At 32.0% G+C, this 13,625-nt stretch carries 12 protein-coding genes; 6 read left to right on the top strand and 6 right to left on the bottom strand.

Annotated elements, in window-relative coordinates; all coding sequences use genetic code 11:
* Positions 1-6 precede the first annotated feature (6 nt).
* Together GKZ86_RS23185 and GKZ86_RS23180 are read right to left on the bottom strand one after the other, a co-directional pair.
* Positions 7-549: a YncE family protein gene (locus GKZ86_RS23185; protein ID WP_194632472.1), complete on the bottom strand. Its 543-nt coding sequence runs from the start codon at positions 547-549 to the stop codon at positions 7-9.
* A 106-nt stretch (positions 550-655) separates the two neighbouring features.
* Positions 656-3,112, bottom strand: coding sequence for a TonB-dependent receptor domain-containing protein (locus GKZ86_RS23180; protein ID WP_154785418.1), 2,457 nt, complete (start codon positions 3,110-3,112; stop codon positions 656-658).
* 214 nt (positions 3,113-3,326) lie between these two features.
* Here GKZ86_RS23180 and GKZ86_RS23175 point away from each other — a divergent pair, with 214 nt between their 5' ends.
* The 4 genes from GKZ86_RS23175 (at position 3,327) to GKZ86_RS23160 (ending at position 5,733) form a co-directional block, all read left to right on the top strand.
* Positions 3,327-3,743 carry an EamA family transporter gene (locus GKZ86_RS23175; RefSeq protein ID WP_154785417.1) on the top strand — a complete coding sequence of 139 codons (417 nt, stop codon included), beginning with the start codon at positions 3,327-3,329 and terminating at the stop codon, positions 3,741-3,743.
* A 142-nt stretch (positions 3,744-3,885) separates the two neighbouring features.
* Positions 3,886-4,224, top strand: coding sequence for a helix-turn-helix transcriptional regulator (locus tag GKZ86_RS23170; protein WP_154785416.1), 339 nt, complete (start codon positions 3,886-3,888; stop codon positions 4,222-4,224).
* Positions 4,225-4,304: 80 nt separating this feature from the next.
* On the top strand, positions 4,305-5,069 hold the full coding sequence (locus GKZ86_RS23165; RefSeq protein ID WP_154785415.1) for a phosphatase PAP2 family protein: 765 nt from the start codon (positions 4,305-4,307) through the stop codon (positions 5,067-5,069).
* 88 nt (positions 5,070-5,157) lie between these two features.
* Complete coding sequence (locus tag GKZ86_RS23160; protein WP_154785414.1) at positions 5,158-5,733, top strand: phosphatase PAP2 family protein; 576 nt, start codon at positions 5,158-5,160, stop codon at positions 5,731-5,733.
* Between the two features lie 103 nt (positions 5,734-5,836).
* Here the strand turns inward: GKZ86_RS23160 and GKZ86_RS23155 are convergent, their stop codons facing one another.
* The 4 genes from GKZ86_RS23155 to GKZ86_RS23140 all read right to left on the bottom strand — a co-directional run bounded on the left by GKZ86_RS23155 (position 5,837) and on the right by GKZ86_RS23140 (position 11,776).
* Complete coding sequence (locus GKZ86_RS23155) at positions 5,837-8,239, bottom strand: TonB-dependent receptor (RefSeq protein WP_154785413.1); 2,403 nt, start codon at positions 8,237-8,239, stop codon at positions 5,837-5,839.
* A 407-nt stretch (positions 8,240-8,646) separates the two neighbouring features.
* The gene (locus tag GKZ86_RS23150) at positions 8,647-10,188 is read right to left on the bottom strand and encodes a peroxidase, FMP-type (protein ID WP_154785412.1); all 1,542 of its coding nucleotides are present in this window, start codon (positions 10,186-10,188) and stop codon (positions 8,647-8,649) included.
* A gap of 58 nt (positions 10,189-10,246) precedes the next feature.
* Positions 10,247-10,546 (bottom strand): NAD(P)-binding protein, encoded by a 300-nt coding sequence (locus tag GKZ86_RS25500; RefSeq protein WP_228526549.1) that lies wholly within the window; start codon positions 10,544-10,546, stop codon positions 10,247-10,249.
* A gap of 42 nt (positions 10,547-10,588) precedes the next feature.
* The gene (locus GKZ86_RS23140; RefSeq protein ID WP_154785411.1) at positions 10,589-11,776 is read right to left on the bottom strand and encodes an FAD-dependent oxidoreductase; all 1,188 of its coding nucleotides are present in this window, start codon (positions 11,774-11,776) and stop codon (positions 10,589-10,591) included.
* A gap of 497 nt (positions 11,777-12,273) precedes the next feature.
* Here GKZ86_RS23140 and GKZ86_RS23135 point away from each other — a divergent pair, with 497 nt between their 5' ends.
* Together GKZ86_RS23135 and GKZ86_RS23130 are read left to right on the top strand one after the other, a co-directional pair.
* Positions 12,274-12,861 (top strand): hypothetical protein, encoded by a 588-nt coding sequence (locus GKZ86_RS23135; RefSeq protein ID WP_154785410.1) that lies wholly within the window; start codon positions 12,274-12,276, stop codon positions 12,859-12,861.
* Positions 12,862-13,035: 174 nt separating this feature from the next.
* Positions 13,036-13,446, top strand: a complete 411-nt coding sequence (locus tag GKZ86_RS23130; protein ID WP_154785409.1) for a hypothetical protein — start codon at positions 13,036-13,038, stop codon at positions 13,444-13,446.
* Positions 13,447-13,625 lie beyond the last annotated feature (179 nt).

Here is a 13,625-nt window from a genome sequence, read left to right as displayed (position 1 = left end):
ATAACTTTAATTTGATTTATCTTCGATATTTACATAGACTAACCCTTTACCATTTGTGGCAGAAAATTCAGGTTTTCCTTCTAGAGGAATTGTCTTGATTACCTTATTCGTAAGAACATCTAAAACCGTTGCATCATTACTTTTGGCATTAAATACAAAAACTTTGTCTGAAAATTTATCATAGAGTATAGCATCTGGTTTAACTCCCGGAATAGAAACTTTTTCAATAAGTTCGAATGTGGTTAAATTAATTACTGTTACGGCATTATCAGCTCCGTCAGATATAAAGGCTTTATTAAGATCGTTGGCTATGGCAATACCATGAACTCCTTTTGTATCCGATATTGTTGCTATTACTTTTTCTGTTTTTAAATCAATAACATTAACTACATTTCCATGAGAAACAAATAATCTTTGTGCCTCTTCGTCTACAGATAAATAATCCCATCCCAAGTCTCCGCTAACCTTAATTTCTTTGGATAATTTTATATTTTGAGCTTTTAAAAAAGGCACAAAAAAGAAAAACAAAAGCACTGGTAAATATTTCATAATAAGCATTTTAAATTCAATACAAAGTTGAATTTCAATCCTGAATTAATTCTGAATTAGGCTCTTACGAATCTTAATATTGTATTAAATAATGCTATATGTTTTATTAAATTGTAGGCTGTTGCGGATCATTATTATTATCCGATTCTCCTTTTTTGAACTCGAGTTTTCCAAATTTATAGCTAAGCGAAATTCCAAAAGACTGAACAGGTATATCCTTATTATTTACCTGACTAAAAAGTTCACCATATTTGGTAGATTTTTGGTTCATATATTTATTAAAAGGATTCGCCATCGTGATACCAACACTTGCATTTTTATGCAAAAATTGTTTTCTCACTGCAATATTGTAGAAAAATGAAGCAGGACGATCTCCCTGCAGATTTTTTTGAGAAGAACGATAATTTCCAAAAATCTCTCCCATCATTGAAGGTGCAAACTGATAACTTAAATTCAAATTTGCTCTGTAATTAAAGCCACTCACAGTAGGCAGAGCCGGATTAGTTGTAGTTCGGTCCCCAAATTCAATGGTAGTTCTGATATTCAGTTTTTCATCAATCTTAACTGATCCAAATATACTGGCTCCAATATCAGTTTGAGTTCCAACATTGTAACGCTGTGTCAAAGTTACATCAGTATAATCCGTTCCATTGACATTCAACACAGGATGAAATGTTGTAAAACTCTGAATGTCTTCGGTATTTCGGCGATAATATCCTGAGAAATAAATATTGGCATCATTGGCAAATGTTTTACTGTAACCAAGTTCAAAACGATTACCAATTTCAGGTTTCAAAAATGGATTTCCGGTACTGATATTATGCGGATCACTAATGTTAAAAAATGGATTCAACTCCTCATAATCCGGTCTTTCAATTCGATATGTGTAAGAGAATTTTATAGACTGGTTATCACTGAATTTATGCTGAACGGTAAATGACGGCGCAAATGTATCGTAGCCAGGAATAGCAACACCTGTAAAATCAGCAGTTGTATTGGTGCGTTCATATCGAAGTCCTGCCCTTCCTTCTAAAAAGTTTTTAAACAAAGTGAAAGAAGTAGATAAATAAGCCGCATAAATATTTCTTTTATATTTAAAGGCATACGTCTGTCCCTGATTATTTATATAAGAACCATCTAGTGCCAAAGTATCGGTTACAACATTATTGTCAATTTTCTCTAATGAAACTTTTGATCCCATTTCAAGAATAAATCCTTTAGAAAGAGGTCGAACAAAATCTAAAGAGAAATCAATTTGATGATCTTTTCCCGGATTATAACTTCTTAGACCTGAAACAGGCGAAATATCATCTTGATAAACAGTATTTTGCGAAGCATCATTTGTGCTTTTACCATAACTTGATGTCACTAAAAAATTCAATTCCTGATCTTCTCTTTCAAAAGTCTTTTTGTATCCTAAACTCCAGTCTGTAGCATTATTTTTAAAATTACTTACTGAATTTCTTTCGCTAATAATTTCTGATAAAACCGTACCGTTAGACAAAGAAGAGATTTGATCCTGAAATGTCATTCCTGATGAATTATTCTCAAAATGATTATAACCCAAAGTAGCCGTTAATTCATCTTTAGGGCTTATGCTCCAATTTGCATTTATACCAGTCTGATAACCACTTCTGGTAAAAGGGTTTACACCATTTTGATACAATCTGTTTATACTGTCTCTGGTTGCATTGTAAGAAATACGGTCACTTGAACTTTTTGTTTTAGTATTTAACTGTTTGTTACCACTAAAATAAACTCCCACTCCAAAATTCCCTTTTCGTGCATTTAAATTAAAAGAACCGTTTTCCAGACGAGTTCCTGCAGATAAGTTGATACTGCTGTTGATTCCCTCAACTTTGCTTTCCTTTAAAACAATGTTTATAATTCCGCCAGTACCCGAAGCATCGTATTTGGCTCCCGGACTTGTAATTACTTCTATACTTTTAATCTGACTTGCCGGTATAGATTGCAACGCATCAGAAACACTGGCTCCAAATATGCTCGAAGGTTTTCCGTTTATTAAAAAGCGAATATTGGGATTTCCCTGCAATTCTACATTTCCGTCAATATCAACACTTATCATCGGTACATTTTTCAAAACATCAGTTGCAACACCTCCCTGACTCGTAAGATCATTGGCTGTATTATAAACCATTTTGTCAATTTTATTTTGAACCGTCTGCGTCTTTGAAATTATTTTTACCTCATCTAATTGATTGGAGGAAGGAACTAGTAAAACATTTTCCAGATTTACTAAATCTGAACCTGAATTCACTTTTATTGCAGTATACGAAGTTTCTTTATAGCTGATGAAATCTATAGTGATTCTATATTCACCAAGAGGAAGATTATCTATTGCAAATAATCCGTTCTGATCAGTAGTCTGACCATTTAATACTTTGGTTTCTCCCACACGATAAACACTTACGATTGCCATTTCTATGGGAATTTTGGTTTCAGCATCGATCACTTTACCAATGATTTTACCTTTTGTGTTTGACGATTGTGCAGAAACTGCAAGTGAGAATAAAAAAATCAGGCTTAGAATAAAATAGCGCATATCAAAAATTTATGATGCAAAATAAGGCTGTAATTCTGAATTTATCCTGAATAAAAAATTTATAATGTTATCTTAATATACAAACATTATTATTTTTGATCGTTACATAAATTATTATAATGTCTTCAAAAAATCTATAAATTCTGTAAAATTCTAATTTAAAACTAAATCTTAAATTTAATTTGCTTTTTTAATCAATTAATAATTAAAAATTATGTGGTGGATATTTGCATTGCTTTCTGCATTTTTTGCTGCGCTGACAGCAATTTTTGCTAAAATGGGAATTAAGGGAGTCGACACAGATTTAGCAACGGCTATAAGAACTGTTATTATCCTGATTCTGGCCTGGGGAATTGCCTTTTTTAGAGGCGGCACAAACTCAATTCATTTATTAACGAAACAAAATTTAATTTTTTTATGCTTATCCGGAATCGCCACTGGATTGTCCTGGATATTTTATTTTAAAGCGCTACAAATTGGAAAAGTTTCTCAAGTGGCTCCTGTCGATAAAATAAGTGTTGCCATCGCAATAATCCTGTCTGTAATATTTTTAAATGAAAAAATAAGTCCTCTTGGTGTTATAGGAGTTATTATGATTATTGGAGGCACTATAATAATTATATATAGTTAATAATAAGCACTATAAAACTGTAATGCAATTTTATGGTTAAAATTAATTTCTGCTTAAGATAATACTTGTAAAAATAAGTTTGACATAGTTTTATATACTTTTATTTTTAAAACACAGCGAATTCATATTAAAATCCTCTTTGTTGAAGAAAAAATTAAAATTACAGCAATTGCGGTTAGACCGAGAAATAACCCAGGAAGTGATGGCAGATCGTCTTGCCATGACACAGGCAACTTATAGCCGAAAAGAAAGGGGTGTAATTGATATAACTGAGGAAGAATGGAGTAAAATAACCGAAATACTTGGTGTAAATAAAGAAGATGTATTTGAAGATAACATAAGAAAAAACATAATATCTCATAACCTCAATAAGCAGTTTTTAGTTCTTCCTGCTTCCTTGTTGGAAAAAATTGATTTTTTAACGAGAGAAAATCAGGAACTCAAAGAAAAATTAAGAAAGTATGAGGATAAAGATATTTAGTATAAATTCTAAAAAAATGTAATCTTAGGATACACAATTAAAATTCTCTTTAAGCTAAAAAAAAAATAATATATTTATATATGAGAAAAACGTACTTCCTTATATATGCATTGCTTTTTTTCTGTACCACTATTTTTGGGCAGACTATAAAAGAAACTGACAGTATTTATCCGGATACAGTTAAAAATATACGTTTTAATTATAAGCAACTTATTATTCCCGGAGTTTTACTTGGATATGGTTTTTGGGGTATGGAAAGTGGGCAAATCAAAAGTTTTAATTTTCAGATTCGCGATGAACTTACAGAAAATATCGATCGTAAAATAACTATTGATGATTTCACCAGATATGCTCCTGCAGTATCGGTTTATGCGCTAAATGCTTTTGGAGTAAAAGGCAAAAATAATATGAGAGACCGTTCTGTAATTTTGGCCACTTCAACAATTATTACTGTCGTAGCTGTTTTCGGATTGAAATCTATAACCAATGAAGAACGTCCTGACGGAACTTCTAATGATTCTTTTCCATCCGGGCATACTGCAATTGCTTTTTCAGGGGCTGAATTTCTTTATCAGGAATATAAAGATAAATCGATATGGTATGGTGTTGCCGGTTATGCCATTGCAACGGGAACAGGAATATTTAGAATGTACAATAACAGACATTGGCTTACTGATGTTGCTGCCGGAGCAGGAATAGGAATACTTGGTACTAAAGCAGCGTATTGGCTCAATCCTTATCTTACCAAAAAATTATTTGGTCAAAAAACAGAAAAAACAACTTCGTTTTTAGCACCTTCCTATAATGGGAGAGAATTCCTTATTTGTTATTCTAAAACATTTTAATAAAAGTGTGATGTAATAATTTCATGGTTTCATTACTGCAGCCTATTTATTTCATATTAAACATTTCATAAAGATTAAATCAAAAATTATGCTTCAAAAACTTAACGAATTAGATACGCAGCTTTTCTTATTTCTTAATAGCAAACACAATTCATTTTTTGACCCAATTATGTATTGGGCAAGCGATAAATTATTTTGGATTCCATTTTATCTATTAATAGTAATTCTTTTGATTAGAGAATACAAAAAGAAAAGTATAACTATATTAATAAGTATCGCTTTATTGATAACTCTTTGTGACCAGATTGCTTCTCACTTGATTAAGAATTTGGTTAAGCGATTACGTCCTTCACATGAACCTATTTTAGAAGGACTTATCCATTTAAGCAAAGCCGGCCCGGGCGGACAATATGGGTTTGTATCTTCACATTCTGCCAATGCTTTTGGACTTGCTACATTTCTTATTCTTTTACTTCCTAAAAAATTTAATCCTTTAAAATGGATATTAGGTTTTTGGGCAGTATTAGTTGCCTATAGCAGAATTTATAATGGTGTTCATTATCCGGGAGATGTAATAGTAGCTGCAATTATTGGAATAGTACTGGCTGTAATTGTCTTTAAAATTTTGAAGGTTTATATTTCTAAATATCAAAGTAAAAACTAGCGATACTTTCAGCGTTTTAAGAAAAAAGCGATACCATAATAATAAAAATGGCTCGAACATTAGTTCGAGCCATTTTGCTGTTCTTATATATTTTTAAATTCAATTAGAATTTATATGCTACACTTCCCATAAATGTACGTGGAGCCTGAACGTTGATTGTTGTATAACCGTTAAAGTATAATTCGTCTGTAAGGTTATTTACTTTTAATGATACTCTGTATTTAGGTTGATCGTAATACAATGCAGCATTTACTACAGAATATGAAGGAAGTGCGAAAGTTTCTCCTGCTCCGTCATTGTAGATGTTTGTAGCATCTCCGTAATTTCCACCAAATCCTAAACCTAATCCTTTTAGTTTCGTTGTTTGAAGGTTGTAGCTGAACCAGTAGTTAATTAAATTTTCCGGTCCTGCAGTTACAGGTCTTATACCATTTAACTCAGAATCATTTTTTGCATAACCTACAAGTAAATTTAATCCCGGAATTGGATTTGCGATAAGCTCTAATTCAAAACCTTTACTGTATTGTGTTCCGTTTTGTACGTTTGCATTTGGGAAATTAGGATCTGCAGTTACGATATCTTTTACTTTGATATTATAGTAACTAAGGGTAGCACTCAATTTATTTTGGAATGCATTTACTTTTATACCTCCTTCAAACTGGTTTGCTCTTTCAGGATCAAATTGTTTCAATTCAAGATTACCTCCAATGTTTGCGCTTGCAAATCCTACGTTTTTAAAACTGTTTTGGTAGTTACCAAATACAGATAACTGATCTTTTAAGATTTGAAAAACGGCACCAAATTTTGGCGAGAATGCATTTTGAGAAAATTTGCCAGCCTCTGTATTTGAAGCAGGATCAAATGATCCCTCGTTTTCAAAGTGATCAAAACGAACGGCTGCCGAAAGAATTAATCTTTCTGTAATGTTAATTGCATCTGCAACATAAGCACTGTAAGTTGATATAGAACTGGTAGAAGTATATGGAATATAATTAGCTCCATCTCCAACAAGTCTGTTTTTTACATTGGTTGGGTTAAAATCATAATAATTTGCTGCCGTTCCAGTGTAATTTACGACATCATACGCAGCATAACCTGGCAAATTTTTGAATACTAAATTATTTGTACCCTGATATATATCACCACCTACTAAAAAGCGGTTTCTCATTGATCCAATTTTGAAATCACCATTAAAGTTTTGTTGAAATTCGATAGCATTATCTCTACCATTTGCATCCCATGCGTTTCTTGATAATTGTTGGTTTGGCAAAAGGTAAAACCATGTTTGCAAACCAACTGCTTTATTAGAACTACTGCTAAATACAGATTGTGAAGTCCACTCATCAGAGATTTGATACAAAGCCTGTGCAAAAACATTTAACGTTTTAGTATTCATAATGAACTCATCTCCTAAAAATGATCTTTTGAAGTTGATATCAAGATCTTTAGCATTACTAACTCCTAACTGAGCAATTGAAACTCCATAAGGAAGGTAAATTAAAGGCATACCTGAGTTATCCTGATTTCCTATTTCAGCATCAATCGAAATGGTAAGTTTATCATTTACTTTATAAGAGAAAGATGGAGCTACAAAAAAACTTTTTGAAGAACCAAAATCCTGAAAAGTATTTGCATTACCAAAAGCAGCATTCAATCTGAATAATGCTGTATTGTCATCGTTTATTGGAGTATTCACATCTGCAGTTAAACGGTTAAAACCATAACTTCCGTTTTGGTATGAAACTTCTCCTGCAAAAGTTTCAAAAGGTTTTTTAGTTACACGATTGATTAATCCTCCGTATGATGAAACTACATTTCCAAAAAGTGTAGCAGATGGTCCTTTTATAACTTCAATTCTTTCAAGGTTTACAGCATCTGTATTACTGTTTACTTTTCCTGCAAGACCATTTCTTACTAAACTCTGCGTAGTAAATCCACGAAGTGAATACCAAGAAGCTCCGTCACCAGCACGGTTTGTAGCAGCCCATAATTGGTATAAACCCGGAACATTTTTTAAAGCTTCGTCCTGGTTTGTTACTAATTGGTCTTTTATCAATTCTTTAGTTACCACATTATAAACCTGTGAGTTTTCAAGATTTTTAACTGACATTCTAGATACATACTGGCTTTCTGCTTTAGTATATTTGTTTGCATTTCCTTTAACAAATACTTCCGTTAGCGCTTCAGATGTAGTTATCAATGTAAAGTTTACTACAAATTCATTTCCTGCTGTAACTGTAATGCTTTCTTCCTTAGATGAAAATCCTATTACGGAAGCCTTTAGTGTATAGTTACCCGGTTTGATGTTTTTAATTTCGTAATTTCCCTGAGCATCAGTAACGGTTCCAATCTTTGTTCCTTTAATGGCCACAGAAATATTGTCCGCAGCTTCATCATTAGATAAAGAAACTGTTCCTTTTATAGTACCTGTCTGTGCAAACGAAGTTGCAGCTGTAAGCAGCATTAGACAGCAGCTTAATAATCGCAGTAGTATTTTTACTTTCATGTTATTTAGAATTGTTTTTAATAGCGCAAATTTATACGTTGTCTTAAAATAAACCAAATTATTTATATTTATTCCAGATAATAATAGTGTAAACGATTTTTACTGTTTATTTATCATTTTTTTTAATATAAAAAAGAAGAATTCACTTTTTTATATATAATTACACTAGTAATCAATATATAAAAGAAGATATTTAAGAAGCATAATAGACCTATTTATAATGATTTTTATCTTTATTTCTCATGAACGATAACATCTTTATTATCTATTTCTTCTATCATTAAAAATTTCAAAAAAAAATAAAAGTCAAAAAGCCTTTAAACAATGATGTTTAAAGGCTTTTTATTTTGGCAGATTTCAAAAAAACACTTTGAATCAGCTTTAAAAGTTATGGATTATACCAGAAATTATTCTTTGTGATAAGGACATCCTGAAGCTTGCGCAGAAGATTCACTTTTACGTGAGCTTGGGAATTGCTCTTCAATGAAACGTTTCTGATCAGGAGAAACATCTTCTATTTTACGAAGTGTATTGACTTGAATGTGCGGCCAGCTTGTAGTACCTCCGTCATCTCCAAAATCAAATTCGAAAAATATAATCTGTTCGTATTGCAACTGAAGAATTTCTTTTCCGTTTTCTTCAACTGCTTCAATCCACATTTTCATATTCATTTCAACTGTACTAACGAAACGATTTACAAACGGAACATTTAATATGCCACCTTGAGCTCCTGTTTTATTTTTAGATGACATCTTAATAAGTACGTGATTATTTATTTTCTCTCCTTTTATGGAATCACGAAGGCGTAAATCAGGTCTTACTGAATACGGATATAACGGATGAGCCAGTATTCGCTGTGTATAAATTTTGTTTTCTTGAGGATCAGTACTATAATCAAGTTTTTGGAATACCCAGTCAGGCGCAGGTTTGTCAAGATTTATAGGTTTGGCTTCGCTTGCACCGGCTCCACCCATAGTTCTTGAAATGGAAAGATGATCATATTTCCAGGCCGCATCGCCTTCCGGGAATTTTGGTTCTTTGTCAATTAAATAGCCATTGTCTGAAACCAGATCTCCTAATAAAGTTATCGTACTTCCGTGCGGAATTACACCGCTTCGTGAAATAGAATAATCTGGTATAAAGTAAGGTCCCGTTTGGCCAGCTCCGGCTTTAAGTTCTTTTGCTGCAATAATTTCAGAATATTGTCTTCCGTTTAGATTTTCAAGAGTTACGTATTCTTTGTTCCCTTCATCATTTACAATCAAAAACAGCGTTTCGTCCTGATATCCGCTTTTATATAAATCTTTATTCTTGTTTAATGGAGATACAGGAATCACACCGCGATCTTCTTTAATTGTTTTATCGTTAGCGGCATAATTAAATATATCGCTAAGCCATAAATACATACCGTTTTCTTCGTGAATTGGTGTGTATTTTAATGCTGACTCACCTGGAACTTCGTTTACACTTTTAATACTTTGTTCATATTTAACCGCACCACAGAATTGCTCATTTGCACCGCCGCGATTACGAACACCGCCCGGTACTAAATCAAATGTTAGTTTTTCTATGTATTCTTCACATTCAAAACTATATTTTCCCGGAATCGTTCCTGCATTTGTACCCGGCGACGGCATAATGGTGGTATGTATACCGCTTCCGTTTAATTTTCTGTCGCTTTGTCCGTTATGGTTGTAGCTTACCCACGTTCCTTCTAATACTTTTAAAACACCGTAATCTACATTGTTTACAATTTGCTGCAGATTGTTTTCATTAAAGGCTCTAATTGGGGTTTCAATTTGAACTTTTGAATAATTATCCATCAAATCCCCTAATATGCCTTTACTTTCAGGAGTAGATTTAAATGATACTTCATTTTGATTTAAATCTATATTTTTAGCTAAATGAGGTAAACTTAACTCATCAGCAGGGTCATTACGTTTTAACATGTTATTGTCTTTTTTAATTAATAATTTGTATTGATAATGGAATTTTTATTTTACCATCCTAAATAATAACTTTCAGGAAGCCAGAACGGACGATCGAGTCCAAAATAATCCTGCAGCATTTTCTCTGCTTCACAAAACGCGCCTTCAACCCAGCCTTGCTGATCATAATAAGCTTCCCCGCAAAATCCATTCCCGGCATGATTACAGATTCCAGCCTTCCGCCTAATTTATTGCTCATGTCAAAAATTTGCACCTGGTCAGCGGTGTATTTTTTATCGGTTACCAAACGATAAGCCGAATATAAAACGGAAGTTCCGGCACCAATAATAGCAGTTTCGATTTTTAAATCAGGTTTCATTTCTGAATTTAATGGCGTATTTTATTCATAATGTCGTGATTTTTAAAATGCTTTAAAGTATTTGTGTCCTAATTGAAAAGGTGTAATATCAAAATCTGTATGTCCGTCTAAGGCAAGATCTGACATGATTTTTCCTAAAAACGGAGTAAATTTTGCTGCCCATCCTGTGGCGTATAATACAATATTTTTATGATTAGGCACATAGCTTGGGGCAAAATCAATCAACAATTCTTTATTTGCAATTTTACTCAGGGAAATTAAACAAGTCGAAGTATATTCAGGTTCTGTGCTTAATCCTGTCATGTGGTCTTTTACCCAATCAGAAGTATATCCCAATTCTTGTGGATTAGGAATTAGGGTTCTGTCGCTTGGTTCTTCAAGTGGATTTATAACAAAGTCAGGCGCTACGCGAATGTATTCCGGATGATCCCAATCTACAGATGGAAAACCATAAAACTGATTTCCGTTTTCGCCAATCGCATTTTGAAAAACAAACCAGGTTGGATATTGAATATTTGGATCGGTTTTTTTGAAATAGGCCGAAGACATATTCCAATACGTAGCTTCTATTTTAAAATCCAGCAGATTGATCACACTATTAATGTAGGGACCGGGAATAATAGCCAGTTTTTTGGCGATGTAAATTCCGTTTGGAGTTGTAAGTTCAAAAAGTTCTCCCACTTGTTTGATTCCCAAAACCGGAGAATTCTCTTGTAACTGAACGGTTTCTTGTTTTTTACATAAATCTAAAAGCGTTTCGTTTGTTGCTTTAAAATTAATGCTGGCACCATCTGCCTGAAATAATCCGGTATAGTTTACGGGTAAGTTTTTAAAATGATATTTTTCTTCGATTTCTTTAGCTGTCAAAGATGTATAAGGAACTCCTAATGCTTTTAATGCCTTTTCAGCATCAGCAATATTTCCTTCGGTAGAATGTACATTAGGATCTCCAAACCAGAGTGTACCTACTTTATCCAATAATGAAGTATTCGTTTCTTTTTCGAGAGCATCCCAATAAGGCTGTGCATCTAATGCCATCTGCACCATATATTCCTGTGGATATGGAATTCTAAACTGGCGAGAAACTCCGGCAGAACTTCCTAATTGATTTACAAACGTAAATTGCTCCAGCACCAAGGTTTTTGCTTTTCGTTTGCCAAGATGGTATCCCGTAGCTAAACCAATTGGTCCTCCTCCAATAACGATTACATCATAGTTTTCAGTAGTCATAGTTTTGTGTATTTTATAGTTGATTTTGGACATGCATTTACAACAATACATAAGCATTGTCATGAGTCTAAATTACTGGAGATAAAAAATCGATTATAAAAAAATGACACAAAACGGAAATTATTGGTCACAAGACAAAGTATATTAAGGATGAAAAATACTGAAGAATAAAAAATGTAAAAAGTCCTGATAGACTGCAGCTAAAAGTTTAGATAAATTATGATTAAACTTGATAGAAATCTCCCGACTTTTACTTCTTTTTCTGAAATAACAACTGTTGATGTTTTTCTTTTAAAAAAGAAGATAAGTGAAAAAGAAAAAAGTTATTTGTAATATATTTAGAGTAAAGAGTTTGATATTCTGCTGAATTCTAATAGATTGCATTAAAATAGTAGCTAGGATATTAAATCAAAAAATTAAATACCCATTAATAATTATATATGAAAATTACCTTTATTATTCTGTTGGTTTTAATTTTATTTAGCTGCAAAAAATATGTGCTAAAAGACGAAATGATTTTTTTTCCCTATAAAAGTTTAAAATTTAAAACATTATCTTTTAAAAATGATAGATGCATTGGAAGCTATACTATAGGAAAAGAAACTATAATATCACAATTTGAAGTTAAGTCTAAATATTCTCTATTTGTAGTCAAGTTGAGAAATGTTTCTAACAATTTTAAGTTTAAGGATCATGTTTCAAATAACTATTCTACTCCGGGCTATTTTTCAACAATCAATGAAGGGCTTTATGAAGTTAATTTAAACCCAGGAATTTTTGAAGATAATTACAAAATTAGTCAAATTGATTTCTTTTCCGATAGTGCAATCGAATATCAGATAAACAATGATACAATTAAGAGTTTTAATGTAGATTTCAATAAATACGTTATAAAAATTAACAATCAGGAAAGTAAAGTAATCTATAGTCAAATTGAATATTATGGCCTAAAAAGTTTAAAAGCCAATTTTTTGATTTATAAAGAGGATCAGAAAATTTATCTCTTTATTATGACTCCGAAGAAAGAAAATATAATCTTAGAAAAGAACACGTTATATGAGCATTTGTTTGATAAAAATAAATAATTAGATTTTTAATATATTTAAAGTAAAAGTCGGAGACTTTGAGACCTTATTGAATTCTAAAACGTTTCATTAATATAACGCAAAGTCAGAGACATTTGTGCAACGCTACGAATGAACACTTTACGGAGCAGGTGCTTAAATAAAATTACTTTGACCCCATTTAGATAAAAAGTTATGAAAAAAATATTTTTTCTTTTATTGATATTTACTGGATGTTCATATCATAAAGATAAATTAGTAATAAAAAATAATTCGAAAGAAGATATTAGCTATGAAATTTTTATAAAGGCTAAGAGCGAAATAGAGGACGATTGTGCATACACAGTTGTTTGTGCTCCTGGAGAATTTAATTTTTCTAATGAGAGTTCGCCTATTGTTAGGAATTATTTATCTGATGAAATGGATGAATTTTCTTGTGATTCTATTTTGTATTTATACATCTATAATAAAATAGATAAAGAGAATTTCTATAAAAATATGGATATTATTATTTATAGCAAAAATGCCAAATTTTATAAGTATTCTAAAAAAGAATTAGATAGTATGAACTGGACAATAAGTTATCCTAGCTCTCAAATTCATTAAAACAATAACGAAAGCAAACTTTGCGGAGCTAGGGCACCTCAGCTTAGCTAGTGTTAAGAATGAGCATTTTGCAGAATTAAACTAACTACCATTTTTACAATTATATGAAGTACGCATTAATTACAAAGACAGTAAAAATATTTTATTCTTACCGCCCTTATAATTAAAATGGTAAAATT

It is taken from the genome of Flavobacterium sp. LC2016-13, from assembly GCF_009707955.1.
In the GTDB taxonomy this organism is placed as follows: domain Bacteria; phylum Bacteroidota; class Bacteroidia; order Flavobacteriales; family Flavobacteriaceae; genus Flavobacterium.
Note: the sequence above shows the minus strand (reverse complement) of the source record. Positions and strands in the feature narration are given on the sequence as shown.

Excerpts from the sequence above, each read along its gene's own strand:
- GKZ86_RS23185 (WP_194632472.1), bottom strand. The coding sequence starts at position 549 with ATGAAATATTTACCAGTGCTTTTGTTTTTCTTTTTTGTGCCTTTTTTA.
- GKZ86_RS23180 (WP_154785418.1), bottom strand. The coding sequence starts at position 3,112 with ATGCGCTATTTTATTCTAAGCCTGATTTTTTTATTCTCACTTGCAGTT.
- GKZ86_RS23175 (WP_154785417.1), top strand. The coding sequence starts at position 3,327 with ATGTGGTGGATATTTGCATTGCTTTCTGCATTTTTTGCTGCGCTGACA.
- GKZ86_RS23165 (WP_154785415.1), top strand. The coding sequence starts at position 4,305 with ATGAGAAAAACGTACTTCCTTATATATGCATTGCTTTTTTTCTGTACC.
- GKZ86_RS23160 (WP_154785414.1), top strand. The coding sequence starts at position 5,158 with ATGCTTCAAAAACTTAACGAATTAGATACGCAGCTTTTCTTATTTCTT.
- GKZ86_RS23155 (WP_154785413.1), bottom strand. The coding sequence starts at position 8,239 with ATGAAAGTAAAAATACTACTGCGATTATTAAGCTGCTGTCTAATGCTG.
- GKZ86_RS23150 (WP_154785412.1), bottom strand. The coding sequence starts at position 10,188 with ATGTTAAAACGTAATGACCCTGCTGATGAGTTAAGTTTACCTCATTTA.
- GKZ86_RS25500 (WP_228526549.1), bottom strand. The coding sequence starts at position 10,546 with ATGAAACCTGATTTAAAAATCGAAACTGCTATTATTGGTGCCGGAACT.
- GKZ86_RS23140 (WP_154785411.1), bottom strand. The coding sequence starts at position 11,776 with ATGACTACTGAAAACTATGATGTAATCGTTATTGGAGGAGGACCAATT.
- GKZ86_RS23130 (WP_154785409.1), top strand. The coding sequence starts at position 13,036 with ATGAAAAAAATATTTTTTCTTTTATTGATATTTACTGGATGTTCATAT.